The sequence below is a fragment of the Neoakkermansia glycaniphila genome, from assembly GCF_900097105.1.
Classification (GTDB): domain Bacteria; phylum Verrucomicrobiota; class Verrucomicrobiia; order Verrucomicrobiales; family Akkermansiaceae; genus Akkermansia; species Akkermansia glycaniphila.
In genome coordinates this window covers 1235518-1259537 of sequence record NZ_LT629973.1, presented here as the reverse complement: position 1 = coordinate 1259537, position 24020 = coordinate 1235518, and the positions used below count along the sequence as shown (strand labels likewise).

Genomic DNA, 24020 nt, shown 5'->3' with positions numbered 1-24020 from the left:
GGGTTCCGGTAGCATTCTTGTGCAATGCGCATTCAATTGTTTGTTGGGACGTGCATGGCTGCGCTCGCTGCTGCAGCCCATGCGGGCGACCAGTTTCCATCCGTTGCGAAGCCCATGTCGGACGCCGTGACGGGAGGAGCCGCAACAGGGATCGATAAGTCTTCTTTCCGCATTATGCTGGAGAACGATGTGTTTTTCGGCCACGATAAGGATTATACGAATGGGACGCGCCTCGATTACGTGGGCGATATTTCGGAGAACCGCAAGTACGGGATCAGCCTGACGCAGCTGATTTTCACTCCCCAGCAGCATGCGAATTATCCGCTGGTCGGCCAGCATCCCTACGCGGGGTATCTGGCGGCAGGCGTGGGCTATATTATAACGGGCGAGGAGAATTCGACGACGTTCGAGTTCCAGCTCGGGACGACGGGCAAGCCTTCGATCGCCCGCGAGTGCCAATGGCTGATTCACAAGGTGGGTACGATGGATTCATGGGACGGCTGGGGCTACCAGCTTCCGAGCGAGGTGACGATGCAGTTGTCCGTGAGGCAGGATCGGAGGCTTCGCAGTCTTGAGAGCCGGAGTTCGACCGGGTTCCAGACGGACGGTTTGATGTACGGCCGCGCCGAAGCGGGTACGGTGTCGGTTCGCGCCGGTATCGGTTTTATTTTCCGGTTCGGCTACAATTTGCCGCCGAGCATGAACGATTATACGATCAACGGTGCGAATTACGGTGTGAGTCCGTTCCTTGACCGTACTTATGATCGTGAGGCGAACAGTTACTACGGCATTGTCGGTTTCTACGGGCAGTATGTGGTTCACGATCTGTTTATTGACGGTACGGTGTTCCACCATGTGGATACGCATGTGAGCAAGATTCCGTGGCAGGGCGAGGTGTATGCCGGTGTGGGTGTGCGCCACAAGGATGTGGATTATTTCTTCGGTGCGATTTATAAGTCGAACCAGTACCGCACGCAACGCGGCTATACGCTGCTGGGCAATGTGCAGGTGAAGTGGAATTTTTGACGGGTTCTCCCGTTTGTTTCTTTCTGCCGCCGGGTTCCGTATCCGGCGGTTTTTTATTTTCCGCGCTGGCGGAGGACTTGCCATGCGGCCTTGATGGCTCCCCAGTAGCCTGCGTTTTCGATGGAGACGGAGAATTTTCGGTATCCGGCCATGTGGTAGTAGGCTCCGAGGGCATAGTGGGCGGCGATTTTAAGCTGCCGTTTGAGGAGGTATTTGGGGGTGTGAAGCATGCGGACGAATTGTTCTTCGCCGATGTATTGGACGGGATGCGGGGTGCCTCCGAGGCCGCCCTGGTTGTGGGTGATGTCGATGTGTTCGATGTCGGAGTAGCTTTGTCCCTGGATGACGAGGTTCGGGTAGCAGCCGAGGATGGTGGCGGCGGTGCGGTTGCCGTATTCGTTGGCGATCCAGGAGTCGAGGCTGTTGTGCCATGCGAGCCATGCCCAGATGCCGTTTTCGTCCGGCAGGCGGTTGACGTAGTCTTCGGCTGAGCGGTCGTTGACGAGGTAGGCGTGGGTGCAGAGGGGGCCGACGATGCGGGCGATGTTGACGGTGTCCTGCGATGTTTTTTCGCGATCGATGAGGACGGCGCGGTCGCTGTACGGGGTGCAGCCGAGGTAGAAGAGGTCCCAGCGGGGGGTGTTCAGGATGGTGCGGGCGAGGAGGTAGCCGATGGTTCCGTCGAGGTTGTCGAGGAGTTCGGCGTCGTCTTCAAGGATGAGGGTGTTGTTCCAGCCGTTTTGCCCGACGAGTGCGAGGACTTTGCGGTGCGAGAGGACGCATCCGGCCCGGCCGGCCCAGAAGAGGGCTTCTTCTTCGGTGATTCCGTGGAAGAGGCGGTGTTCCCGGTAGCCGGGCAGTTTTTTGCCCCATACGGCGCTGATGCGGTGTATTTTTTGTTCGGGGACGATGGTTTTCAGGCGCGAGCCGATGGTTTCCCATCGGTCGGTGCGGTGGTCGAGGTTGATGATGCAGACGGCATCGATCAGGTTCCAGAAGCTGGCGGGTGCGGCATCCATGCGGGTGTCAGTTCAGCGGGGAGACGGCCATTTTGTTGAGGACGGGTTCTTTGCCCTGTTTCCAGTCCGCCCAGTGGTCGGCGTATTCGAGGGAGATGCGGATGACGTCGTGCATGTCGAGGTAGCGGTAGCAGCCGAGGCGGCCGATGAAGGAGGTGCGTTCGGTTTGTTCGACGAGGGGCATGTAACGGTCGAGGATGAGCATGTCTGCAGGCATGCGTTTGGGGTAGAAGCGGTTGTCTTGCCGTCTGGCTTCGCGGCTGTATTCGTGCAGCAGGATGCTTTTTTCGTGGGTTTCCCACGGGGAGAAGTATTTGTGTTCGTGGGCGCGGGTGTAGGGTACATCGCCGTCTGTGTAGTTCATGCAGCCGTTGCCCTGGAGGTCGCCTTCGCCCCGGGTGTAGGTGAAGTCGACGGTGCGGTAGCTGAGATCGCCTTCGCTGTAGCCGAAGTATTCGTCGAGGGGGCCGGAGTAGAAGGTGTGTTCGTGTTCGGCGTCCATGGCTTTGTCATAGGCGGTTCCGGTTTGGAGGTCGATGAGGTCGTGGTCGAGGAAGCGACGCACGAGTTCGGTGTATCCGGCCATGGGGAAGCCCTGGTATTTGGAGAAGTAGTAGTTGTCGTCGTAGTTGAAGCGGATGGGGATGCGTTTGACGATGTTGGCGGAGAGTTCGCGAGGGGAGACGCCCCATTGCTTGGTGGTGTAGCCTTTGAAGAAGGTTTCGTAGATGTCGCGGCCGACGAAGCGGAGGAGTTGTTCTTCGGCGTTTTGCGGGTCGGTGATGGTGGCGTCCTGCAGGGTTTGGATGTATGCCAGAGCTTCGGCGGGGTTCATTTGTTTGCCGAAGAGCTGGTTGATGGTGTGCAGGTTGATGGGCATGGAGAAGACGCCGCGGCTGTTGGTGGCCTTGACGCGGTTGACCCAGGGGCAGAAGGTGTCGAAGCGGTTGACGAATTCCCAGACGCGTTCGTTGCTGGTGTGGAAGATGTGGGGGCCGAAGCGGTGGACCATGACGCCCGTTTCTTCATCGCGGGAGGAGTGGCACATGCCTGCGACGTGGTCGCGCTGGTCGATGACGCGGGATGCGATGCCTTTTTCCGCCAGCGAGCGGGCGAGGACGCTGCCGGCGAGTCCGGCTCCGACGATGAGTACTTTTTTCATGGTTGCGAGGTTCGGTTCAGGATGCGGGTGTAATAGGTTTCGATTTGGTCGAGGCGGATGTCCCAGGTCATGTGGCGGCGCAGGAAGGCAGAGCGTTCCTTGTGCCATTCGGCGGTGCGTGCCGGAGAGTCGGCGGCACGTAGGAGGGCGGCGGCCATGTCCTGTTCCAGATGGCCGGAGCGGACGGGAATTTTGTCGGCAAATTCGGCGGGGAGCCATTGCTGGCTGGGGATGTCGTAGCAGACGACGGGGATGCCGAGGGCGACTGCTTCGAGGATGGCCATGCCGCCGCTGTCGCGGAAGCCTGCGGAGACGAAGGCGGCGGACTGTTGCATGATGCCGAGGAGTTCATGCCGGGGGATGAAGGGCATGAGGTCGACGGCTTCATCAGGTAGTCCCGCAGTGCGTGCTGCGGCGAGGAGGCCGGGTTTGTCCGGTTCTTTGACGCCTGCGATGCGTACGGGGATGCGGAGGCCCTGCTGCCAGAGGAGGGAGAGGGCGCGGAAGAGGAGGCAGGCGCCTTTTTCGGGGCGCGCACCGCCGTCGAAGGTGAAGTAGGGGGGCGTGTCCGGGAGCCGCTTCGGCTGTTCTACGATTTCATGCGCGTGGATGGCGATGGTGGGGCAGATTTCGACGTTGGGCATGAGGCCCCATGTGCGGAGTCGGCGGGCGGTGGGCTCGTTGGAGGCGAGGACGATGCCGTTGTTTTGCCCCCGGTATCTGCGCCAGCCGGAGGGGATGGCGTCCGCGCCGATGTAGCGGGCGATTTCTTTCAGGAGGGGTTTGCCTCGCAGTTCGCCGAGGAGGGGGAGGGGGACGGTTTCCGCCCCGCCGATGGGGCCGATGAGGTAGGGGAGGCCCGCTTCGTAGGCGAAGGTGATGCCACGGTACTGGTTGAAGGTGACGTGGTGAAGGATGTCGAACTGCCGCCGGGCGAGGAGTTCGCGCACTTTCGGGCGGATGAGGTTCTGCCACGCGTGGTAGGATTCGCGCAGGTGGAAGTTTTGCAGGCCGCACGACCATTCGAGGAGTTCGATGCCAAGCTGTTGCTCCCGGATGGCCTGTTTGTTGCTTTCTCCGAATTCCTCGGTGGTGAGGACGGCTACTTCGTGGCCGCGCCTGGCGAGGCCGGAGGCGACGTTCCAGCCGACGCCCGCTTCGCTGCCGCGTCCGGCTCCCATGGAGTAGGATGACAGGAGGATGCGCATTTCGGTGTCGGCGAGAGAGAGTCAGAATACGAAAAGGGCAGGGTGGTAAGCCCTGCCCGGCCGGTGGCACCGGGCGTTGTTCCCGGCGTTCGATCAGTTGTGCATCGGCATCAGGACGTAGAGGAATTCGTCCGCTACGCGGATGACGCCGGGGCTGGACTGGTCGATGAGGTCCAGAACGATGGTGTCTTCGCTGATGGCTTTCAACGGGGCGATGATGAAGTCGGCGTTGAAGGTGATGAGGAGGTCTTTGCCTTTGTAGTCGATGGGCATTTCTTCGCGGGCTTCGCCGAGTTCGGCGGCGGAGGAGAGGACTTCCATTTTGTCCGGGGAGAAGCTGAAGCGTACGGTGTTGGTCTTTTCCGAGGAGAGGAGGGAGACGCGGCGTACGATTTCGAGGATTTCTTCTGTCGGCAGTTCGATGCGTTCGCTGTAGTGCGAGGGGATGACCTGGCGGTAGTTCGGGTAGTTGCCGTCGATGATTTTGGTGACGAGGAGTGTGTCTCCCATTTCGAAGGCGGCTTGGTTGTGGGTGATGGAGACTTTGACGTCTCCGGCATCGCCGAGGAGGCGGTGAATTTCCTGCACGGCACGGCTGGGAAGGATGATGTCCACCTGCTGGGATTCGGGGAATTCGAGTTCGTTTTCGAAGAGGGCGAGGCGGCGGCCGTCGGTGGCGACGAGGGTGAGCTTGCCGTCACGGAAGCAGGTGTAGATGCCGTTCAGTACGAAGCGGGTGTTGTCCGAGGAGATGGCGAATTCCGTGCATTTGAAGCCTTTGGAGAGCATGGCCTGCGGGACTTTGAATTCGCGGGTTTCGCGGAATTCGGGCAGGGAGGGGAATTCCTCGGCATCAAGGCCGTTGAGTTTGAATTGGGCCCGGTTGCATTTGATGGTGGCGACGGTTTTGACGACGTCGATGGAGACTTCGCCGTCGCGCATTTCGCGGATGATGCTTTGGAGCTTTTTGGCAGGCAGGGTGATGGCGCCGGCGCGGTCGATGTTGGCCGGTACTTTGCCTACGATGGTGAGTTCCATGTTGGTGGCGGTCATGCGCAGTTCGCCATTGTCCGCTTCAATCAGGACGTTGGACAGGATGGGCATGGAGGGGCGGCTGGCGACCACGTTCACGACCTGGTTCAGCCCGTCGAGCAGGACTTGTTTGGCAATAGCGAATTTCATATTTGTCAATTCCGTTGTGGAGATTGTACACGAGCCGGTCGAAGACGGCAAGAGGAAAATGTGATGGTACCACATTTTTCACAGGTTTTCAAAAAACTATACCATATCTTGTGTTTGATGAAAAATAGGCTCTATCAGACACAAGCCGGAAACGCGCTTTGCGGAGGGTCTGTTCAGGCGAGCAGTTCGCGCGCGTGTGCGCGAGCGGTATTTCCGCCGCCGCCGAGCATGCGGACGAGTTCGTCGATGCGTTCTTCTTCCGCAACTTCCCGGAGGCTGGAGACGGTGCGGCCGGAGGAGACTTTTTTCTCGATGAGGTAATGGTGGGCGGCGAGGGCGGCGACCTGCGGGAAGTGGGTGATGGAGATGACCTGGTGGTCGCTGCCGAGCTGCCGCATTTTGAGGCCGACGGCGCGGGCGATTTCTCCGCCGACGTTGGCGTCGATTTCATCGAAGATGAGGAGGGGGGTGTCGTCCTGCCGGGCGAGGGCGCTTTTGAGGGCGAGCATGACGCGCGCCAGTTCGCCGGAGGAGGCGATGAGGCGGAGGGCTTTGAGGGGTTCGCCCGGGTTGGGGCCGAAGAGGAATTCCGTTTCTTCCGCGCCGTGCACTCCGGGTTCGTTCAGAGGGATGAGGGAGATGTCGAACCGTGCCTGTTTGAAGCCGAGTTCGCGGGCGTGGCGGACGATGTCTTTGGCGAGGCGCGGAGCCGCTTCGCGGCGGGTGGCGGTGAGTTTGCCTGCGGCAGAGGCGAGTTTTTCGCGGCAGAGCTGTTCCTGCCGCCGGAGTTCTTCGAGGCGTTCGTCCCGGTTGTCGATTTCGTCGAGCCGTGCGCGGCAGGTTTGGAGGTGGGCTTCGATGGCGGAGTAGTCGCTGCCGTATTTGCGTTTGAGGGTGTCGAGTTTGTTGATGCGTTCGGAGAGGTTCGCCATGGTTTCGGGGTCGAGGTCGAGCCGTTCGGTGTAGTCGCGGAGGCTGTTCGTACATTCTTCGAGTTCGGCGGCGATGCCTTCGAGAGGGGAGGTCCATGCATCGGCGGAGGGGTCGAGGCGGACGAGGTCGCGAGCGTGCCGTATGAGCTGGCGGAGCTGGGGGATGAGGGAGTTGTCGTCCCCTTCGAGGAGGCGGGCCATGGGGATGGCGGTATCGTGCAGGCGGGCGGCGTTATGGGTGCGCTGCCAGCGGGCTTCGAGTTCGGTTGCTTCGTTTTCCGAGAGTCCGGCTTCTTCGATTTCCTCGATTTGGTGGCGCAGGTAGTCGAGTTCGCGTTCGTTGGTGCGTTCGGCTTCTTCGAGGGTGCGGACGGCGCGGCGGGCTTCGGACCATGCGAGCCATGCCGAGCGGTATGTTTCGCGGGCTGCGTGGTTTTCGGCGTAGGCATCGAGGAGGCTGAGCTGGCGTTCCTGCGAGGTGAGGGAGCGGTGGTCGTCCGGGTGGTGCATGTCTACGAGGCCCATGCCGATTTCCCGGAGGAGTTTGAGGGTGGCGGGGCAGGCGTTGATGTACTGGCGGTTGCCTGTGGCAGTCATGATGCGGCGGATGACGAGGGTGCCGTCTTCGCAGGTGTTGATGCCGCTTTCTTCGAGCTGGCGGTCGATGCGCGCCGTGTCCCCGAGTTGGAAGACGGCTTCGATGGAGCATTGTTCTTCGCCGCTGCGGATCATGCTTTTGTCACCCCTTTCGCCGAGGGCGAGGGAGATTCCGCCCATGATGACGGATTTTCCGGCGCCGGTTTCGCCCGTGATGCTGAGGTAGCCGTGGTGCGGTTCCCAGAGGAGTTCGTCGACGAGGGCGAGGTTGTGGATTTTGAGTAAGGTCAGCATTGAGGCTTCTCGTGTTGGCCTGTTTATGCCATAATTCCGGGCGTAACGCAATTCATGTCTTCTCCGCTGTCTCTTCTTTTTCTGGGTACGGGTACGTCGACGGGAGTGCCCGTGATCGGCTGTTCCTGCCCCGTATGCCGTTCGGGCGATTCCCGCAATGCGCGTCTGCGTTCATCGGTGCTGCTGCGTACGGAGAGGACGACGCTGCTGGTGGATTCCTGCCCCGATTTGCGGCAGCAGGCCCTTCGGTACGGGTTGACGGCGGTGGATGCGGTGGTGTATACGCATGCTCATTTGGACCATGTGACGGGGTTCGACGATTTGCGCGCGTTTTGCTGGAAGCACGATGTGTCGTGGAGGCTGCCGTTTTACGCGGGGCCGGAGACGATGGAGTCTCTGGAGCGTATGTTTCCGTGGGCTTTCAACGAGTCGAGGGCGTTCAAGGGGTATATCCGGCCTGAGCCGCATGTGCATGGCGGGCTGCCGTTCTGCGTGGGGGATGTTGCCGCCGTGCCTTTCCGCGTGGAGCATGCGGATGCCGAGACGTTCGGCTATGTGTTCGAGCATGGTGGCGTGAGGATCGGCTATGCCTGCGATGTGAAGTCGATTCCTCCGGATTCGAAGGAGATGCTGCGCGATCTGGATGTGTTGGTTCTGGACGGTTTGCGGTTTGCGGAGCATCCGACCCATTCTTCAGTGGGAGAGTCGCTGGAGCTGATGCGCGAGCTGGAGCCGAAGCTGGGAGTGCTGACGCATATGGGGCACGATGTGGATTATGCGGAGACGAGCGCGCGCCTGCCGGGAGGAGTGGTGCTGGCCTACGACGGTATGATGCTGGATGTGGAGTAACAGGCCTTTGCCCGGGTACGAAAAACGGCGCGGATGTTCTCCGCGCCGTTCATGGTATGGGGTATCCGGGATTGCTTATTCGGCAGCCGGTGCAGGAGCAGCGGGCGCTGCGGGCTCGGCCGGAGCGACCTTATCGCAGGAACCGCAGCATTTCTTGCCTTTCTTTCCCTTTTTCTTGTCGGCTTTCTTGTCGCACTTGCAGTCTTTGCCGTCCTTGGCGCATTTGCAGGCTTCACCGCATTTGCAGGCGGGTTTGGCATCGGCAGCGGCCGGGGCGGCGTCCTGGGCAAAAGCTCCGAAGGAACACATGCAGGCCATGGCGATCACGGAAGATACGATTTTCATGATATTCAGATAATGGATGTTTGTTGTTTGTGTGGGATACCGAGATGCGGTATCTTTGAATTTGAGACGCAGCAGTGTCGATTTGCGTTGCATTTTTTTATGTCTTTTTTCCATTTTTTCATGTGGATGGGAAAATGTGATTGACGGGGAGGCGTTCTTTTGGTTGAATGGTTTCCGAACTCAATTTTGCAAGATTTTCCCATGAAAACCATCGCTCTCACCATGTTTGCCCTCGCTGCGGCTTCCGTCATCAGCTCCTGCTGCTGTCAGTCCCAGCCGATGCCGCCTCTCAAGCCGATGCCGCACTTCACCGATATCGGCGACAATCCGGGAGACGCTCCCGTGATTCTCGAGACGAAGGGCAAGAAGTAATCGGCCATCGTTGATTCGATCCTGTTCAGGAGCCGTGCTTCTCTCGTTGGTGAAGCGCGGCTCCTTATTTTTGATATGATGATAGATATTCCCGAAGCTCTGGTTTCCGTCGCCGATGTGATTCGTTCGCATGAGCGGTTCGTGGTGATTGCCCATTTCCGGCCGGACGGCGATGCGATCGGTTCGACGATCGCTCTCGGCCATGCCTTGCAGGCCATGGGTAAGCAAGTGCGTATGCTGAATGAGGATCCTGTGCCGGAGAGGTATGCCTTTCTGCAGGGGAGCGATGAGATCGGGCGTACTCCGCGGGGCCCGGTGGATGCGGAGGTGGTGATTTCCGTGGACAACGGGGCATGGAAGCGCTTGGGCGACCGCAGTGTCGTGTCGCTGGCAAATGCTCCGCTGGTGGTGAATATCGACCACCACGGGAGCAATGAGTGCTTCGGCGCGGTGAATTGCGTGCTGCCGGACGAGGCGGCGACGGGCTGTATTCTGTACAAGCTGATTCGCCTTCTGGAGGTGCCGATTACTCCGGTGATCGCCAATGCGCTGTATGCGGCGATCAGTACGGATACGGGGTCGTTCCAGTACGAGAAGACGACTCCGGAGGTGATGCGGATGGCAGGCGATCTGTTGTCGAAGGGTGTGAATGTGATGGAGATGAACCGCATGTTGTATCAGGAGGTTTCATGGAAAAGCCTGATGGTGACTCGCGAGGTGCTGAACGGCATGGTGCTAGAGGAGGATGGTCGTTTGTGCTGGTTTTCTCTCGATTTGGAGACGAAGGGGCGGCTCAATGCATCGCCGGACGATGTGGCCGATCTGGTGGATTCGATCCGCGTGATCCGCGGGGTGAAGGTGGCTGCGATTTTCGAGGAGATGGAGCCGGGGGTGATCCGGGTGTCCATGCGGTCGAAGGATGCGCGTGTGAATGTGGCGAAGATTGCCGAGGAGTTCCACGGCGGCGGCCATGCTTTGGCAGCCGGTATCCGTATTCGCCGGCCGTTGGCCGAGGCGAGGGAATGCGTCTTGCAGGCGATTCGTGTTGCGTGCCGCAAGGCTTTGGGGTAAGCTGCTGCCGTTCTATGAAGGTACAGGATTCTTCCATCAGCGGGGTGTTGTTGATCGACAAGGCGCAGGATATGACGTCGCACGATGTGGTGGCGATCGCCCGGCGTGCGCTCAATACGAAAAAGATCGGGCATTGCGGTACGCTGGATCCGATGGCGACGGGGCTGCTGATGCTGGTGGTCGGCAAGGCGACGAAGCTTCAGGATCTGCTGATGTGCGAGGATAAGGTGTACGAGGCGACGATGCTGCTCGGTGTGGAGACGGATAGTCAGGATGCCGAGGGCGATGTGGTTGCGACGCGGCCGACGGACGGCGTGACGCCGGAGGCGGTGCGCGAGGCGTTCACGCGGTTCGCGGGAGCGTTCGAGCAAGTTCCGCCGATGGTTTCCGCGATTAAGAAGAATGGCGTGCCGCTGTACAAGCTGGCGCGCAAGGGGCAGGTGGTGGAGCGCGAGCCGCGTCCGGTGAAGGTGCTGGATTACGAGGTGCGCCGCGTGGAGCTGCCCGAGGTGGATTTTACGGTGCATTGTTCGAAGGGTTTTTACGTGCGTACTTATGCGCATGATATCGGTCAGGTGTTGGGTTGCGGTGCGCATTTGACGGCTTTGCGCCGGGTGCGGTCGGGTCATTTTTCTGTGGATGGAGCCATGCCTGTGGAGTTTTTGAAGTCCGCGCCGCGCGAGGAGGTGGTGAAGGGGCTGTTGTCGATCGAACAGATTGCCGCGATGCGAGGCGTTCTTTGAGATGAAGATTCTGCATTCGTTCGAGGAGTTGCGGGAGATCCGGGAACCCGTTTACTGGGCGATGGGTTTTTTCGACGGCGTGCATCGCGGTCATGAGAGTGTGATTCTCGCAGCCCGCAGGTTTCCCGAGGCGCTGTGCGGGGTGTTGACGTTCGAGGAGCATCCGGCGGCGGTGCTGCGGCCGGATAAGGCTCCGCCGCTGATTGTGGCGGATGCTGAGCAGAAGGCGCGGCTGATTGAGCGGTTGAAGCCGGATGTGCTGTTGGTGTTGCCGTTTACACCGGAGTTTGCAGCTCTTCCGGCCGAGGAGTTTTTAAGGCGTTTGTCGCTGGCGTGCCCGATTGCGGGTATTTCCGTGGGCGAGAATTGGCAGTTCGGTGCGGGGCGCACGGGCAATATCGATTTTCTCCGGGAACAGGGGAAGAGGATGGGGTTCGGCGTTTCGTTCGCCTCGATGGTGCCTTCGGGCATCGGAGATCGGCCGATCAGCAGTACACTGATTCGCGAGGTGCTGGCGGAGGGCGATATGGAGCAGGCAAGGTTTTTGCTGGGGCATCCCTATGCGATTGAGGGCAAGGTGGTGCATGGGCGCCAGATTGGGCGCACATGGGGGTTCCCGACGGCGAATATCAAGGTGCGCAATGGGGCCTTGCCTCCGTTCGGTGTGTTTTGCATCCGTACTGAGGTGGATGGAAGGGTGTTCGACGGGGTGGCCAATCTGGGCCGGAGGCCGACGATGGCGGAGGAGCATCCTCCGCTTTTGCTGGAGTGCCATTTGTTCGGCGATGCAGGGGATTTGTACGGGAAGCGTCTCTCGGTTGACCTGCTGCATTTTTTGCGCGGTGAACGTAAGTTCGAGAGTTTCGATGCTCTGAAGGCGCAGATCGGCCGCGATTGCGAGGCTGCCAAGGCGTTTTTCGCCCGGATGGGGGCGTGAGCTGCTGCGCTGCCGGGGCTTTTATATGCCGCTACCCGGTGCGTGCCGGTTTTGTTGTCCCTGCATGTGTTCTTTGTGTCTGAGGATGTCCGGTTTCCATTGGGCGTACCATGCCGAATGTTCGGGAGACAGGGTAGAGAGTGCTTCGAGGAGGGCGATCGCGGCGTTCTGCTGTTCCGGAGTACGGGTTTGCATGGGGAGTTTGGCCGCCGGCAGGGGAATCCGCATGGCGGGTGGGGTGAAAAAGCGCATGCAGGCAGTGCCCGCATGCGCTGGTTTTAAGGGTGTGCAAGCCGTTATTGCTGGGGTGTGCCCGGCTGGCTCGTGTTGCGTTTGATGATGGCGTCTTTGTTTTTGGAGAGGGTTTCCTTGAATTTGGCGATGTCCTGTGCGTGTTCGGTGTCGATTTTGGCGATTTCATCGAGGAACGCAAGTGCTTTGTTGAAGTCGTCGTCGTTTTTGGATGCCGTGAGGAGTGCCTTCAGTTTGGCCTGAAGGAGGTTCAGTTGGATTTCCTTGGGCAGGTCTTTTTGTGCAAGGAATGTTTCCGTGGCGGCGATGGCTTCCTGCGGGGTTTTGCATGCTGCCAATGTCTGCTGGATTTTGTCGGACAGAGCTTTGTCGGCAGCGGCTTTCTTTTCGGAAGCGACGATGCCGGAGATGTCGTTTTTGTCAAGGTCCATGATTTGCTTCAGCAGGGCGGCATGGCTGCTGCGGTATTCTTCCGGAATGGACTGGTAGACTTTGGCCAGAGCCAGGATTTTGTCGTCTCCCGTCAGTTTTTCTGCGGCGGCAAGGTTGCCCTTGACCGTTTTCATGGTTTGGAGCGCTTCGTCGAGCGGCTGCTGGACAGCGGCGAGATCCGGACGTCCTCCGACAAATCCACCGTAGGCATTACCTTGCGGATCCATGACAAGGATGGTCGGGAAGCCGTCGATATTGTACTGTTTCGCCCATGCGTCATTTTTCTGTTTTTCTTCCGGGGTCTGGGGTTTCGAGTTGGGGAAGTCGAGTTCGACGAGGACGAAGTTTTTGGTGGCGTATTCGTTGAAGGCGGGCGTCATGAGGACGTTTTTACGAAGAGCCTTGCAGGGAGGGCACCAGTCGGAGCCGGTGAATTCGACGAGGACGGCCTTGTTTTCGGCTGCTGCCTGTTTTTTACCGGTATCGAGGTCGGTGAGCCAGCCTTCCGCGGCGAAGGCCGGAGTGATGCATGCTGCGATTGCGAGTACAGGGATGTATGATGTCATAGTTCCTGAATCTTGGGCGATGCATCGGATGATGTCAACGTTATTTTCGGGCATTCATTCTTTTGGTAGAGAGCGGTTTGTTGAACGGTGCCGTTCTTTTTCATGAAAAAACCGCATGCACGAAGGGTGCATGCGGTGCAGGGGAAGAGGAGAGATGAAGGTTCAGTTGGCCTTCGGCTGGGCGGCTTTGCGGGTTTTGTTGCTTTCCAGCAGTTCGTCTTTGTTGTCCTGAATGTTTTTCTTCAGTTGCTGAAGCTGCGCTGACAATTCGGGGCGAACTTTGAGAATGTCGTTGATGACGCCGAGGGCACGGTCGATTTCCTCTTCGTTGGAAGCCTCCTGCAGCATGAGCTGAAGTTTGAGCTGCAGCAGGGCCAGGCGGCCTTCCTGCGGGAGTTTGGGTTCGGCGAGGATGGCATCGATTTTCGGCAGGGTTTCCGCAGCTGGTTTTTCGGGGTCGATTTCGTTCTGAATGCGCTGTTTGAGGGCTTTCAGTTCGTTTTCCCTGTTTGTTTTGGAGACGAGGCCTGTGATGTCCTTTTTGTCGAGCTCGGTGATGTTTTTCAGGAGGGCGGTGTGCGAATCGCGGTATTCTTCCGGTACGGCGTTGTAGATTTGCTGAAGAATGAGGATTTTGTCGTCACCGGAGAGCTTGTTGGCGATGGCGACGGCCGCCTTGGAGTTTTTCATGTTCCGGAAGGCTTCGTCGAGCGGGGCCTTGACGGCGGCGAAGTCGGGCAGGCCGCCCGAGAATCCGCCGTAGGCTGCGCCGTCGGAGTCCAGTACGATGACGGTCGGGAAGCTGTCGACATTGTACTCTTGGCTCCATGCCTGGTTTTTCTTGGCCTGTGCCTCAGGGAGTTTTGTTTTGCGCGGGAAGTCGATGTTGACCAGTACGAATTTGTCTGCTGCGTATTTGAGGAATTCGGGCTTGGTCATGATTTTCTTGCGAAGGTTCCGGCTGTAGGAGCACCAGTCGGAGCCGGAGAATTCGACAAGAACGGCTTTGTTCTCGGCAGTGGCCTTTTTCTTGGCTTCGTCGAGGTCGGTGAGCCAGACGTCGGCCGCAAAGGCCGGAGCGATGCAGGCTGCCAGGGCAATCAGGGTTGTGTATTGTGTCATAGAAACAGTAATTTGTGTTATTCCGGACGATCTGTCAATTGTTTTGTGGGTAAAAATGCCGTTTTTGATGGACAGTATGTCTTTCCGGGGAGGGTTTCGTTGTGGGTGCGAAAAAACGCGTGCGGTTGCGAACCCTCACGCGTTGGTGCAGGAGAATGCCGTGGTAGCCCGATTTCCTGTTTTCAGACCGGGGATGGGTGTGGCAGTTCCGGTGTCTGGTTTTGCGATGAGGCCGATTGTTTTGGCGAAGGCTTTTTCATCCTTGGCGGTGTTGTGAAGGTTCCCGGATGGCATGGATCCGAGCAGGCCATTCAGCGGAAGATGGCTTTTATTGAGGTTTTTGCTGTTTGATTCTCCGGAGTATTCCGGCTTTGTCTTTCTGCATAGCTTCTTTCATGCGAAGGATGTTTTGTGCATGTTTGGGGTCGCTTTTGGCCATGTCGTCGGCGATGGAGAGGGCGTTGTCGATGTCCTGTTCAGTTTGGGCCAGTGCAAGGGCCGCATGGAATTTTCTTTCGAAGAGGAGCGCATGGAGTTCCGGCGGCATGTTCGGCTGAGCGAGGTATCCGTCGATTTTTTTGATGAGGGCGGCCGGTTCCTTGGTGGACATGAGGTCGGCCTGTATTTTGTTGCTGAGGGCGGCTTGTTCCTTTTGCCTGTGTTCTGCGGCGACAAGGCCCGAGATGTCGTTTTTGTCCAGTTCGAGCAGGCGGTTGAACAGGGGTTTGTAATTGTGGCGGTTATTTTCGGGGACGGCGGTGTAGAGTTTGGCCAGAGCTTGGATGCGGGCATTGCCCGTCAGTTTTTCTGCGGCAGCAAGGGAGGTGTGGAATTCGCGGTTTTGTCTGAATGCGGTTTCCAGGGTGTTTTTCATGGCTTCGTTGTTGGGGCTGCCGCCGAGACGGGCAGTGATGTTGCCCGAAGGATCCATGATGAAGATGCAGGGGACGCTTCTCTGATTGTACGAGTTGTAGATTTCGCGGTTTTTTTTGTAAAGCTCTGGTCGGTCTTTTTTATATCGTGCCAAGTCGATTTCGACGAGGACGTAGTTTTTGCCGGCGTAGGTTTCGAATTCTTTGGTTCCGGTTACGTTTTTGCGCAGTTTCATACAGGGCTGGCACCAGTCCGAGCCGGTGAATTCGATGAGTACGGCTTTGTTTTCCGCCGCAGCCTGTTTTTTTCCTGCATCAATGTCGGTGAGCCATGCGTCGGCCGCGAGAGCGGGAGCAATGCATGCGACCAAGGAGGCGGGTATGAATGGATGAGTCATGCCAAGCAGTCTGATGGTTGCCCGACCGCTTGTCAATGTCGCATTTGTCCGGCGATATGTTAAAATTGCACGTCGATCCCGACGCGGAGGTAGAGGCCTTCGCCGTATTTGTATTTTTCGAGGGTGTGCTTGTTGTCCTTGGTTTTGAAGCGGGCTTCATTGCCGAAGGTGAAGCCGAGGTCCGTCGTCAGGAGGACTTTGGTTTCGTGGTTGGGAGTCAGGTCGATGCTGCTTCCCATGCCGAGGGAGTAGGAGGTCCAGCGGAGGCGCTGGGTGCTGCGGTGGCGGTTTACGGTCCATGTTTTGCCGCCCCATTGCAGGAACGGCCCCCAGTGGAAGCGGCTGCTGGCGGTGTTGGTGACGGAGAAGCGCGCGTCCGAGAGGGAGACTTCCCATGCGGGTGTTGCCTGCCAGTTGAAGCGGAAGAAGGGTACGACGAATCGGTCGACATATTGCGGGATGTAGGCAAGGCCGGCAGCGAAGGAGAAGCTGTCGTTGACTCTGGTGGCGTAGGCAGCATATCCGCTGATGTAGACGTCGCGGAAGGTCCATACGTCGAAGTCCGTCGAGATTTCCGGGGCAACGCCGATGATGAGTTGTCCGGAGCCGCCGATCTGGCGTGCTGCGGAGAAGTTGGCCAGGATGGTGTAGAGTTCCGATTCGTCGAGTACTTGGTCACCTTTGCTGTTGAGCCATGTGAGGCGTACGGCGGCCTTGGCGTCGAAGCGCCAGCTTCCGAAGCCCGTCTGGGTGGGATCGACGAAGGGCAGGGTGATGACGGCGTTGGTGACGGAGAGGTGTCCGTTGCCGTCTTTCAGGTTCATGGAACCAAGGTATTCGAAATAGAATTTATTGGGGATGAGGTAGGGTTTGGCCGCCGACGTGGATTTGCCCGAGAATGTGTTCGGATCGCTGGGCGGCTGCATGTAGCTGGTATCGATTGAGCTGTCGATACCGGAATAGGGTGCGTACATGGTGCCGTCGTCTGCGTAGTCGCTGTAATAGGAGTCGTCCGGACGGGTCGTTTCAGCCATGGCCTGAAGCGGGATCGACACGAAGGCGATTGCGAGGAGGAAAGTGGACTTCATGCGTTTCCAGTATGGCATGGAGTGGGTTCGGGACGAAGTTCAAAGTACGTCACGGTAAAAAAATCGCATTTTTTCCATTTTTGGCTTGCCTTCGCGTATGGGCCTATGTAGAATCCCCCCGCACAAAGCTTCCATGGCTATTGGGAGTTTGATGTGGCTCGGTAGCTCAGTTGGTAGAGCAGCGGATTGAAAATCCGCGTGTCGGCGGTTCGAACCCGTCCCGAGCCACCATTTTTTTATACCGATCAGGTCTTTTGCGGGATGTAGCTCAGCCTGGTAGAGCGCCTGCTTTGGGAGCAGGATGTCGCAGGTTCGAATCCTGTCGTCCCGACCATTTCCGTGTGCCTGCCGATGTGTTGTTTGGTGCTTGACGGGGGCGGTGTGTTGCTATATATGAAGGTGATATGCTGCTGTTTCTTTTGTTGTCTGCTGGGGTGTGGTCGATGCAGCCCCGTTTGTTGGAGTTGTCTGAATATGTTAGTCACTCTTGTCCGGTACAGGTGTGTGAGGTGCGAGAGAGTGTAGAGGTGGCAGGTACGCGGTTATGGAAAGGTGTGTTCAGAATTGGCGCTCCGAAGGGTTTTTGGCTGCCGGAGACTTCTTTCCTCGTGTGGGATGGAGGAAGCGAGTGCTGGAATAGTCCGTCGATCGTCCGATTGCAACCGGAGTGGCTGATCCGGGATGCTGAGGGCTATGTCGTATCGGAGAAGGCGTTTGCCGATCGTGGCGGTCATGTTCTTTTGGGGCATCGGTTGAAAAGCGTTATTGATTCCGAAGAGAATGTGTATGCTGATTGGACTCGGAAGCGGGTGCCTGCCTCGGGAGTCGCTGTGCCCGAGCTTGTGATCGAAGGTGAGGTGTCGGCTCCGGCCGGGATGTGGAAAAGCGGGAAGTTGCAGGGTGAGGTTCGGCTGTGGGTGGCGCCTCAGGTTTTTCTTTCATGTGAGATTATGCCGGAATGGGGGCATGATTTTTCGGTTCCGGAGGGTAAGAATGGCGGGCTGCCGATGTGCGAGAGGTTTGTTTTCGCGAATGAGGAGGAGTTTCAGGCGTGGGCGGGGAGTTGGATCGGTGATCCGGTTGCATCCGGAGATTGGCAGAGTTGTTTCGAGCCGGGAGGCGAGGATGGAGGTTTTTTTCTTACGGCGAGTTTTCTTCCCGATTATGTGCTGAAGGATGGCGATGCGTTTTTTTCGGTGACGTTTACGCATCAGGCTGCCGACAAAGCAAGGGTTGTCCGGAATGTACGTTTGGTCGATGCGGAGTCGGGCAGGGAGGCCGCGCTGTTGATGGGCTATGAGTTGATGGAGTCCTCCAAGGCGGGTACGTGGTCGGAGTGTTATTATTACGTGATGCCAGAGAGGGCTGAAGGGCCGCGTGTCGTTTGGGAGGAGCAGCAGGCGTTCCGGGTTTCGGTGCCAGTGGTGTTGGATGCCGATGTGCCGTGGCGGCGGAAGTGAGCGAGCGGTGTGTGGTGTTGTCACAGATTCGATCATCTATTTTCGTCTGTCCGCTTTTTTTGCTTGTCCGGTCATGGCTGTTCGTGTTAATTGATAGTTACGCTTTTGCCGTTTGCAAGGCTGTTTTTAACCCAAACCCTGATTATTATTGTTTTATGAAGATGTTTATTTCTTTGGTCGGAGTGTCTGTTCTGGCGTGGGCTTCCATGGCTGATGCACGTTCGTGGACGAATAAGGATGGCCGTGCGCTTGAGGCGGATTTCGTGTCTGCAACGGACGAGGCTGTGACGGTGCGTCTGGCCAATGGCCGAGAGTTCAATCTGTCTCTTGATTCGTTGTCGCAGGCGGATAGGGATTTTGTGGCTCAGGAGGTAGCGAAGGCGAAGGCTGCGGCTCCCGTGGTGCGTGCTTCCGATGCGAAGTTCAGCGGCGCTCCGGTGAAGGGGCATGTGGTGCCGAAGGCTGCGACGGATGTGGAGAAGTACGCGCTTGTGCGTTCTCTGGGGGACGGTACGTTCAAGTCGCATATCGGCGGCGTGTGTGTGGATGCGAAGGATCGTGTGTTTGCCGCCGGCGATAAGCTGGTGGTGGTGTTCGACGGCGAGGGGAAGGAGTCTGCCCGGTTCAATGTCGAGTTTAATGCCGGAGCTGTGGCGCCCGGCGCGAATGATACGGTGTGGGTGGCGAATTCTTCGTATTCCGAGCCGCCTTCCGTGGTGCAGTACGATATGCAGGGGAAGAAGCTCGGTTCTCTTGAGCTTGAGTCGAAGAAGGCTCCGGTGACGGGGTTGGCTACGTTCGGTGACGAGGTGTTTGTCGGGACGTCGGGTTCCGGGAGTATCGGCCGTTATAAGGAGGGGAAACTGGTGAATGTGATCGGCCGTGCGCCGGGTGCGCGTCGCGGGCTTTCGACGTGCTGCGGTATTCTCGATTTCTGCGTGGATGAGCAGGGTTATGTGTCGGTGGCGGAGCTGGGCGGGCATCGTGTGAGCGTGTTCGACCGCGACGGTAACCGTATCGGTACCTGGGGCAAGGAGGGGCGCAGTGCGGAGCAGTTTACGGGTTGCTGCAATCCGGTGTCGATCGCTTCGCTGGGTAAGGGCCGTTTCGTGACTTCCGAGAAGGATGTGCCGCGTGTGAAGATTTATACGGGCGACGAGAAGGTGCTGGAGATGTGCGTGGATGTGAACGATATTGCGAAGGGATGCGGGCAGCTGGATGTGGCGGTCGATTCCAAGGGGAATATTTATGCCGCGCATGAAGGGAAGAAGTGTGTGATCGTGCTGGGGCCGTCGAAGTGAGCGTTTAACCTGTTTTGTGTCGATGAATGTGAAAGGTTTTGTCCGCAAGTGCGGAGAGGCGGTTCTGTGCGCAGCTGCCGTCGGCGTGTCGCTGGCGGCGGATGGCGTGCTGAAGGTGGGGGTTAGCGATCCGCTGGCGAAGAATTGCGCATGCAGTTGCGTAGGCGATGCCGCCAAGCGTGAATATGAGGGCTGGAAGGCGAAGGTGGAGAAGGATTGCGGGGTGAAGCTGGAGTTGGTTTATTTCATGGAGGATGCCGAGTTGGCGGATGCCTTGAAGAAGGCGGATTTCGATATGGTGGTTGCAAAGGCGACGGTGCTGGATGGCGCTTCCCGCGCTGCCGGGAAGGAGTTTGTGCGGTTGGCCGATTTGCAGATGCCTGCCGGGCAGGAGGAGGGGCTTTGGGGCGAGTTCGTAGTGTTGAAGGATAGTCCGGTGAAGTCGGTGGCGGATTTGAAGGGGAAGCGGGTGGTGTTCGGGCCTCTTTTGGCCGTGGAGAAGGATGCTGCTCCGAAGGCGGCTCTGGCCAAGGCCGGGATCGCCGAGGGGGATGTGGTTCCGTCTGAACAGCATTCCTGCAAGAGCGCGATTGTGGAGTTGCTGGAAGGGCGTGCGGATGCCGCCGTGATCAGCAGCTATGCGGCCCAGTACGGGTGCATGGTGGTGGTGGCTGCTCCGGGCGATGTGCGTGCGGTAGGCAGGACTGGCGTTTTCCCGTTTATTACTTTTGCGGCTTCCGGAAAGCTGGATGCGCCTTTGCGCGAGAAGTTGGCGAAGTCCATGCTTGAGATGAAGGGTTCACATGTGCCTGCCGATATGATGAGCAAGGGGGTTGTGGCTCCCGAGGCTTTGCCGGGTGCGGCCGGGAGGGAGCCGGGGCGCTGAGTTTATCGGGGTTCCGTTATTCCAGAGGTTTTCGTTATGGATGAGCAGTTGAAGCGGAGGAGGTTTCTCGGTATGGCGGCCCGTGCTGCGGGTGCGGCTGTGCTGGGAGGGGTGACGTGGCGTTTGCTGGAGCAGTCGCGCACGCGGGAGGGCAAGTGGGTGATCGATAATGATGCCTGCAGTGCGTGCGGCCATTGCGAGACTCATTGCGTGCATGAGAAGTCCGCCGTGGTGTGCCGCAATCGGTATGAAGATTGCGGCATGTGCAAGTATTGCTACGGGTATGAGGTTCGCGATGACGATCCGTTCAGCCCGGTCAATACGGGGGATAATAATCTGGTGTGCAAGACGGGCGCTTTGCAGCGGCGGACGGTGCATGTGTTCGATGAGTCCCTTGGCGTGGATGAGTACCGGTACGAGTATGCCGTGAATGAGGAGTTGTGTACGGGCTGCGGCGCTTGTGTGAAGCGGTGCCGGGAGCATGGGAACAATACGTTGTATCTGGTTGTCCGGGATGATCGGTGTGCCGGGTGCAATGAGTGTTCGATCGCCCGTTCCTGCAAGGGCAGGAGTGCCGATGGCGGGAAGGCGATGGTTTGGAGAGTTTGATTCTGGAGATGTGAGTTATGGCAGTTGAGGAGTTGGTGATCAAGGATATTGGGGAGTATGCCTATCCGGTGTATCCCGAGTCGTCGGGTATGCCTGATTGGATGGCATGGGCGGATGTTTCGCTGTTTGTCCTGCTGTTGCTTGTGTCGGCATGGCTGGTTTGGCGGCCAGCAGGGCGCGGACGGTGGCTGTGGGCGGTGCAGCTCGCGGCGGTCGGCTGGTTCGGCTTTTTCCGTATGGGGTGTCTTTGCCCTGTGGGAAGCGTAGGGAATGTGGCTGTTTCTCTGTTCCATCCGGCTGTTTTGCTGAGTGTGCTGGCGGTGGTGTGGTTTGTGCTGCCGCTGGTGGCGGCTTTTGTGATGGGTCGCGTGTTCTGCGCCGGGTTGTGTCCGCTGGGAGCGGTTCAGGATGCCGCGGGCTGGAATGCGCGGCGTGTGCGGTCGCGTGTCGGTCCCCGGTTGGAGAAGGCTTTTTCGATGGGTACGTGGCTGGTGCTGCTGTATGTGCTTTGGTGTGCGTTCGATTCGCAGTCTTTGCCGGTTTGCCGTTATGATCCGTTTGTGGCGTTTTTCCGTATGGCGGCATCGCCGGTGATGTGGGTGGTTTCTGGCTGTTTTCTGGTATTTTGCCTGGTGGTGAGCCGTCCGTTTTGCCGATGGCTTTGCCCGTATGGGGCTTTGCTGGGGCTGGCTTCGCGTTTTGCGTGGCGCAAGAGGGTGATCGATCCGGGTACCTGCCTGCAGTGCCGCAAGTGCGAGAAGTGCTGCCCTATGAATTGCATCGACCGGGGGCGTATCGATGTGTCGCGTTGCGTGCTGTGCGGGCGTTGCGTGCGCGGTTGCAGCAGGGGTTCCGTGGCGGATACGGCCGATGCCGATGCAGTGCTGGCCCATGAGCCGAGGGTGCGCGGGAAGAAATCGCGTGAGCGCGGTTGACGGAGAGGCGGATGCCTCTCCCGGCCGGGAGGGGGGGGGTGCCTGTCAGCGGGCGGATGAAGTTTGCGTTTGTTGAGGAGGTGCGGCGCTGTAGCGAAGGCCGGGTACTTCGGTGTAGTGGATGCCGTCCCACAGGACGGGCATGCAGCAGTACATCCATTTGCGTTCTCCGTTGTCGCCTTTCCAGTGTCCGAAGACGCTGCGAATGAGGATGGTGTTCCAGCCCTGTTTCAGATGAATGGGTACGGGAGGGCGGAAGAAGTAGCCTTCCTGTGTGAGAGGGGCTTCTTCGATGCGGCCTTTGCCCCAGCCGGTCCACGGCAGGCTTTGGAAGGGCCAGCGGGGCGGGGCGATGCGTTGGCCGTTGAGCCAGATGTCGCCGCCGCTGAAGTCCCAGCTTCCCTGTTCCGGTGCGCGCGAGGTGCGGTATCCGCCGGTGTGGCCCCACATGCCGTTGAGTCCGAACATGAGGTGGACGTTCTGAGCCTTGGGGCTGTAGATGTGCGTTTGCGCGTAGCATGTGCCCGGTTCTTTGCCGACGTCTTTCGACATGAGCGTGGGCCAGTGGTCGAGGCGGTAGCGGTGGTTGTGCATGTTGAACATGGCGTAGAGGTGGCGGATGTGGATGGCTCCGCCGATGGCGGGCTGTTGTTTCCATCGCAGAGTGCGGTTGCCCTGTACGTATTCGTCCTTGACGGTTTGTTCGGGTTCGAAGGAGGTGTCGTTGCGGCCTTTGTGGTCAAAGGGGCCGATGAGTCTCCATTCCATGTCGGCTTGTTTGACGTAGGCGAAGGGTTGCCCGGCGAAGGCGCGGTCGCGGTGGATGATGAGGCGGTTTTCGAAGTCGGAGAATGTTTTCCATTCAGGGGTGCCTTTCTGAGGCAGGTTGGCCATGAGGTCGCGCCGTTTGGCATCACTGCCTTTCCAGATGCGTTCGGCAAAGGTGAGGGCACAGGGGTAGAAGGGGTATTGTTCGATGATGCGGTTGTCGCCGCTCAAGGCTGCGTCGCACCAGACTGCCATGATGGAGCCGAGAGCCCGGCTGTTGCCTTTCGGGACACCGCACGGCTGCTGGAACCAGATCTGGTAGACGCCGGACTGGCTGTCCATCCAGTCGAGGTAGAATCCGTTGCTGTCGATGTATCGGCCTGAGGCGGGAAGATCGGCTCCGGCTTCGTTTTCACCCCAGCACATGGAGACGGTTTCCGAATCCGCCGGATGGCCGGGGTACCAGACGATTGGGGTTTTTCCATGGTTCCGGACGGTTTTGACGGCTTCGGGGATGAATTCCTGCATGGTGACGCGTACTTCGTCGGAGCCTATGTGGAACCATGGGGCGGGGAAGAGAGGCGCGGTTTCGTCGATGATGTCTTTGACGATGGAGAGTCCGCGCTCGCTCTGCATGGGGGTTCCCATGGCTTTGGTGAAGGTTTTGCTGTGGCCGGGCATGTCGATTTCCGGGATGATTTGGACGTTGAGCCGGGCGCAGTAGTCGACGAGGTCGCGCAGTTCGTCCCTGGTGTAGTGTTGCCCGGGCCGCCGGGTGGGCCAGTGGTTTTTGGCGTCGGTGAGTTGCGGGTATTTGTCGATTTGGATGCGCCAGGCCGGGTCGTCCGTGAGGTGGAGGTGCAGGGTGTTGATTTTGTAGCGTGAGAGGTTGCGAACGAGTGTTTTGATGAAGTCCGGCGAGAGGTAGTAGCGGCCTACATCGAGCATGAAGCCCCGGAGGCCGAAGGCTGGCGAGTCTTCGATGCGGCAGCACGGGATTACGGCTGCGCCGTGATGAGGGAGAATGAGTTGCCGAAGTGTCTGAAGGGCGTTGAAGTGTCCGGCGAAGCCGGAGGAGGAGATTTCGACTCGGTGGTCCGGTGTGACGGTGAGGGTGTAGCTTTCCTGCGGGATTTTCGATGCCGGAGCCGTGCGCAGTACGATCGTGAGTGTTTGAGGCGATGGGCGGGCGGTTGTGAGGGTGAGTCCTGTGGTGGAAGCGATGTCTTTGAATTCTGCGGCAAGGTCGTCCGCGCGTTCCCCGCTGGCAAGCTGGCCGGTTTCAAAGAGCAGGGTGGAAAATGTGCAGGTGTTTGGTTGCCATTCGACGTGGGAGGGGTAGGGCAGGAGGGCTATTTTTCCCGCAGTTGCGGGGATTCCGGTTGGTGTGATGGGTGTGGCGTTTTGCGGTTCGGCAGCCGCCATGTGCGCGGCGAGCGATAGGAGGATAAGAAAGCGGTTCATTTGGCCTGTTTTTACGGTACGTGTTTCTATTTTATACGTTATGGGAGGGATGTTTCTTTCGCGAGGCGTGTTGCGTATTTCAGGAAGAAGAAGCCGAATGCGCGTGTGCTTTTTTTATCTTGCTGTGTGT

Annotated in this window: 24 protein-coding genes and 2 tRNA genes; 13 read left to right on the top strand and 13 right to left on the bottom strand. The window is 58.6% G+C overall.

The window, feature by feature from the left end:
- Positions 1-54: 54 nt before the first annotated feature.
- A complete protein-coding gene (locus PYTT_RS05315; RefSeq protein ID WP_067774014.1) occupies positions 55-1026 on the top strand; it encodes a lipid A deacylase LpxR family protein in 972 nt (323 codons plus the stop codon).
- A gap of 53 nt (positions 1027-1079) precedes the next feature.
- Here the strand turns inward: PYTT_RS05315 and PYTT_RS05310 are convergent, their stop codons facing one another.
- The 5 genes from PYTT_RS05310 to recN all read right to left on the bottom strand — a co-directional run bounded on the left by PYTT_RS05310 (position 1080) and on the right by recN (position 7420).
- The gene (locus tag PYTT_RS05310) at positions 1080-2045 is read right to left on the bottom strand and encodes a glycosyltransferase family 25 protein (protein WP_067774011.1); all 966 of its coding nucleotides are present in this window, start codon (positions 2043-2045) and stop codon (positions 1080-1082) included.
- Between the two features lie 7 nt (positions 2046-2052).
- A complete protein-coding gene (locus PYTT_RS05305) occupies positions 2053-3207 on the bottom strand; it encodes a UDP-galactopyranose/dTDP-fucopyranose mutase family protein (RefSeq protein WP_067774008.1) in 1155 nt (384 codons plus the stop codon).
- Positions 3204-4415 carry a glycosyltransferase family 4 protein gene (locus PYTT_RS05300; RefSeq protein WP_067774005.1) on the bottom strand — a complete coding sequence of 404 codons (1212 nt, stop codon included), beginning with the start codon at positions 4413-4415 and terminating at the stop codon, positions 3204-3206. The genes PYTT_RS05305 and PYTT_RS05300 overlap by 4 nt, the downstream gene beginning before the upstream one ends.
- Positions 4416-4508: 93 nt before the next feature.
- The gene (dnaN, locus tag PYTT_RS05295; RefSeq protein WP_067774002.1) at positions 4509-5597 is read right to left on the bottom strand and encodes a DNA polymerase III subunit beta; all 1089 of its coding nucleotides are present in this window, start codon (positions 5595-5597) and stop codon (positions 4509-4511) included.
- 173 nt (positions 5598-5770) lie between these two features.
- Positions 5771-7420 carry a DNA repair protein RecN gene (gene recN / locus PYTT_RS05290; RefSeq protein ID WP_067773999.1) on the bottom strand — a complete coding sequence of 550 codons (1650 nt, stop codon included), beginning with the start codon at positions 7418-7420 and terminating at the stop codon, positions 5771-5773.
- Positions 7421-7474: 54 nt separating this feature from the next.
- Here recN and PYTT_RS05285 point away from each other — a divergent pair, with 54 nt between their 5' ends.
- Positions 7475-8269: an MBL fold metallo-hydrolase gene (locus PYTT_RS05285; protein WP_083076548.1), complete on the top strand. Its 795-nt coding sequence runs from the start codon at positions 7475-7477 to the stop codon at positions 8267-8269.
- A 75-nt stretch (positions 8270-8344) separates the two neighbouring features.
- Here PYTT_RS05285 and PYTT_RS05280 read toward each other — a convergent pair whose 3' ends face one another.
- Entirely contained in the window at positions 8345-8614 is a 270-nt protein-coding gene (locus PYTT_RS05280; RefSeq protein ID WP_141675744.1) for a hypothetical protein, read from the bottom strand.
- Positions 8615-8815: 201 nt separating this feature from the next.
- Between PYTT_RS05280 and PYTT_RS13300 the strand changes: the two genes are divergently transcribed.
- The 4 genes from PYTT_RS13300 (at position 8816) to ribF (ending at position 11737) form a co-directional block, all read left to right on the top strand.
- On the top strand, positions 8816-8986 hold the full coding sequence (locus tag PYTT_RS13300; protein ID WP_156850329.1) for a hypothetical protein: 171 nt from the start codon (positions 8816-8818) through the stop codon (positions 8984-8986).
- Between the two features lie 75 nt (positions 8987-9061).
- Positions 9062-10057 (top strand): DHH family phosphoesterase, encoded by a 996-nt coding sequence (locus PYTT_RS05275; protein WP_067773989.1) that lies wholly within the window; start codon positions 9062-9064, stop codon positions 10055-10057.
- Between the two features lie 14 nt (positions 10058-10071).
- Positions 10072-10800, top strand: coding sequence for a tRNA pseudouridine(55) synthase TruB (truB, locus tag PYTT_RS05270; RefSeq protein ID WP_067773986.1), 729 nt, complete (start codon positions 10072-10074; stop codon positions 10798-10800).
- A gap of 1 nt (position 10801) precedes the next feature.
- Positions 10802-11737 carry a riboflavin biosynthesis protein RibF gene (gene ribF, locus PYTT_RS05265; RefSeq protein WP_067773983.1) on the top strand — a complete coding sequence of 312 codons (936 nt, stop codon included), beginning with the start codon at positions 10802-10804 and terminating at the stop codon, positions 11735-11737.
- A gap of 21 nt (positions 11738-11758) precedes the next feature.
- Here ribF and PYTT_RS05260 read toward each other — a convergent pair whose 3' ends face one another.
- The 6 genes from PYTT_RS05260 to PYTT_RS05240 form a co-directional block, all read right to left on the bottom strand.
- On the bottom strand, positions 11759-11965 hold the full coding sequence (locus tag PYTT_RS05260; protein WP_067773980.1) for a hypothetical protein: 207 nt from the start codon (positions 11963-11965) through the stop codon (positions 11759-11761).
- Between the two features lie 68 nt (positions 11966-12033).
- Positions 12034-12987, bottom strand: a complete 954-nt coding sequence (locus PYTT_RS05255) for a thioredoxin family protein (RefSeq protein WP_067773977.1) — start codon at positions 12985-12987, stop codon at positions 12034-12036.
- A 162-nt stretch (positions 12988-13149) separates the two neighbouring features.
- Positions 13150-14109 carry a thioredoxin family protein gene (locus tag PYTT_RS05250; protein WP_067773974.1) on the bottom strand — a complete coding sequence of 320 codons (960 nt, stop codon included), beginning with the start codon at positions 14107-14109 and terminating at the stop codon, positions 13150-13152.
- 135 nt (positions 14110-14244) lie between these two features.
- Positions 14245-14403, bottom strand: coding sequence for a hypothetical protein (locus PYTT_RS13295; RefSeq protein WP_156850327.1), 159 nt, complete (start codon positions 14401-14403; stop codon positions 14245-14247).
- A gap of 34 nt (positions 14404-14437) precedes the next feature.
- Positions 14438-15379 carry a thioredoxin family protein gene (locus tag PYTT_RS05245; RefSeq protein ID WP_067773971.1) on the bottom strand — a complete coding sequence of 314 codons (942 nt, stop codon included), beginning with the start codon at positions 15377-15379 and terminating at the stop codon, positions 14438-14440.
- A gap of 59 nt (positions 15380-15438) precedes the next feature.
- A complete protein-coding gene (locus PYTT_RS05240) occupies positions 15439-16467 on the bottom strand; it encodes a DUF6268 family outer membrane beta-barrel protein (protein WP_071133307.1) in 1029 nt (342 codons plus the stop codon).
- 155 nt (positions 16468-16622) lie between these two features.
- Here PYTT_RS05240 and PYTT_RS05235 point away from each other — a divergent pair.
- The 7 genes from PYTT_RS05235 to PYTT_RS05205 all read left to right on the top strand — a co-directional run bounded on the left by PYTT_RS05235 (position 16623) and on the right by PYTT_RS05205 (position 21658).
- Positions 16623-16698: transfer RNA gene (locus PYTT_RS05235), tRNA-Phe, on the top strand.
- Positions 16699-16724: 26 nt separating this feature from the next.
- A tRNA-Pro gene (locus tag PYTT_RS05230) sits at positions 16725-16801 on the top strand.
- 220 nt (positions 16802-17021) lie between these two features.
- Positions 17022-17927, top strand: a complete 906-nt coding sequence (locus tag PYTT_RS05225) for a hypothetical protein (protein ID WP_141675743.1) — start codon at positions 17022-17024, stop codon at positions 17925-17927.
- Between the two features lie 155 nt (positions 17928-18082).
- Entirely contained in the window at positions 18083-19228 is a 1146-nt protein-coding gene (locus PYTT_RS05220) for an NHL repeat-containing protein (RefSeq protein WP_067773962.1), read from the top strand.
- A 22-nt stretch (positions 19229-19250) separates the two neighbouring features.
- Complete coding sequence (locus PYTT_RS05215) at positions 19251-20114, top strand: PhnD/SsuA/transferrin family substrate-binding protein (RefSeq protein WP_067773958.1); 864 nt, start codon at positions 19251-19253, stop codon at positions 20112-20114.
- Between the two features lie 36 nt (positions 20115-20150).
- A complete protein-coding gene (locus tag PYTT_RS05210; protein WP_067773955.1) occupies positions 20151-20723 on the top strand; it encodes a 4Fe-4S binding protein in 573 nt (190 codons plus the stop codon).
- A 17-nt stretch (positions 20724-20740) separates the two neighbouring features.
- Positions 20741-21658 (top strand): 4Fe-4S binding protein, encoded by a 918-nt coding sequence (locus tag PYTT_RS05205; protein WP_067773952.1) that lies wholly within the window; start codon positions 20741-20743, stop codon positions 21656-21658.
- Between the two features lie 45 nt (positions 21659-21703).
- Here PYTT_RS05205 and PYTT_RS05200 read toward each other — a convergent pair whose 3' ends face one another.
- Positions 21704-23890, bottom strand: coding sequence for a family 20 glycosylhydrolase (locus tag PYTT_RS05200; RefSeq protein ID WP_071133306.1), 2187 nt, complete (start codon positions 23888-23890; stop codon positions 21704-21706).
- Positions 23891-24020 lie beyond the last annotated feature (130 nt).

Coding starts and splice junctions, on each gene's coding strand:
- PYTT_RS05315 (WP_067774014.1), top strand. CDS start 55: ATGGCTGCGCTCGCTGCTGCAGCCCATGCGGGCGACCAGTTTCCATCC.
- PYTT_RS05310 (WP_067774011.1), bottom strand. CDS start 2,045: ATGGATGCCGCACCCGCCAGCTTCTGGAACCTGATCGATGCCGTCTGC.
- PYTT_RS05305 (WP_067774008.1), bottom strand. CDS start 3,207: ATGAAAAAAGTACTCATCGTCGGAGCCGGACTCGCCGGCAGCGTCCTC.
- PYTT_RS05300 (WP_067774005.1), bottom strand. CDS start 4,415: ATGCGCATCCTCCTGTCATCCTACTCCATGGGAGCCGGACGCGGCAGC.
- dnaN (WP_067774002.1), bottom strand. CDS start 5,597: ATGAAATTCGCTATTGCCAAACAAGTCCTGCTCGACGGGCTGAACCAG.
- recN (WP_067773999.1), bottom strand. CDS start 7,420: ATGCTGACCTTACTCAAAATCCACAACCTCGCCCTCGTCGACGAACTC.
- PYTT_RS05285 (WP_083076548.1), top strand. CDS start 7,475: ATGTCTTCTCCGCTGTCTCTTCTTTTTCTGGGTACGGGTACGTCGACG.
- PYTT_RS05280 (WP_141675744.1), bottom strand. CDS start 8,614: ATGAAAATCGTATCTTCCGTGATCGCCATGGCCTGCATGTGTTCCTTC.
- PYTT_RS13300 (WP_156850329.1), top strand. CDS start 8,816: ATGAAAACCATCGCTCTCACCATGTTTGCCCTCGCTGCGGCTTCCGTC.
- PYTT_RS05275 (WP_067773989.1), top strand. CDS start 9,062: ATGATGATAGATATTCCCGAAGCTCTGGTTTCCGTCGCCGATGTGATT.
- truB (WP_067773986.1), top strand. CDS start 10,072: ATGAAGGTACAGGATTCTTCCATCAGCGGGGTGTTGTTGATCGACAAG.
- ribF (WP_067773983.1), top strand. CDS start 10,802: ATGAAGATTCTGCATTCGTTCGAGGAGTTGCGGGAGATCCGGGAACCC.
- PYTT_RS05260 (WP_067773980.1), bottom strand. CDS start 11,965: ATGCGGATTCCCCTGCCGGCGGCCAAACTCCCCATGCAAACCCGTACT.
- PYTT_RS05255 (WP_067773977.1), bottom strand. CDS start 12,987: ATGACATCATACATCCCTGTACTCGCAATCGCAGCATGCATCACTCCG.
- PYTT_RS05250 (WP_067773974.1), bottom strand. CDS start 14,109: ATGACACAATACACAACCCTGATTGCCCTGGCAGCCTGCATCGCTCCG.
- PYTT_RS13295 (WP_156850327.1), bottom strand. CDS start 14,403: ATGCCATCCGGGAACCTTCACAACACCGCCAAGGATGAAAAAGCCTTC.
- PYTT_RS05245 (WP_067773971.1), bottom strand. CDS start 15,379: ATGACTCATCCATTCATACCCGCCTCCTTGGTCGCATGCATTGCTCCC.
- PYTT_RS05240 (WP_071133307.1), bottom strand. CDS start 16,467: ATGAAGTCCACTTTCCTCCTCGCAATCGCCTTCGTGTCGATCCCGCTT.
- PYTT_RS05220 (WP_067773962.1), top strand. CDS start 18,083: ATGAAGATGTTTATTTCTTTGGTCGGAGTGTCTGTTCTGGCGTGGGCT.
- PYTT_RS05215 (WP_067773958.1), top strand. CDS start 19,251: ATGAATGTGAAAGGTTTTGTCCGCAAGTGCGGAGAGGCGGTTCTGTGC.
- PYTT_RS05210 (WP_067773955.1), top strand. CDS start 20,151: ATGGATGAGCAGTTGAAGCGGAGGAGGTTTCTCGGTATGGCGGCCCGT.
- PYTT_RS05205 (WP_067773952.1), top strand. CDS start 20,741: ATGGCAGTTGAGGAGTTGGTGATCAAGGATATTGGGGAGTATGCCTAT.
- PYTT_RS05200 (WP_071133306.1), bottom strand. CDS start 23,890: ATGAACCGCTTTCTTATCCTCCTATCGCTCGCCGCGCACATGGCGGCT.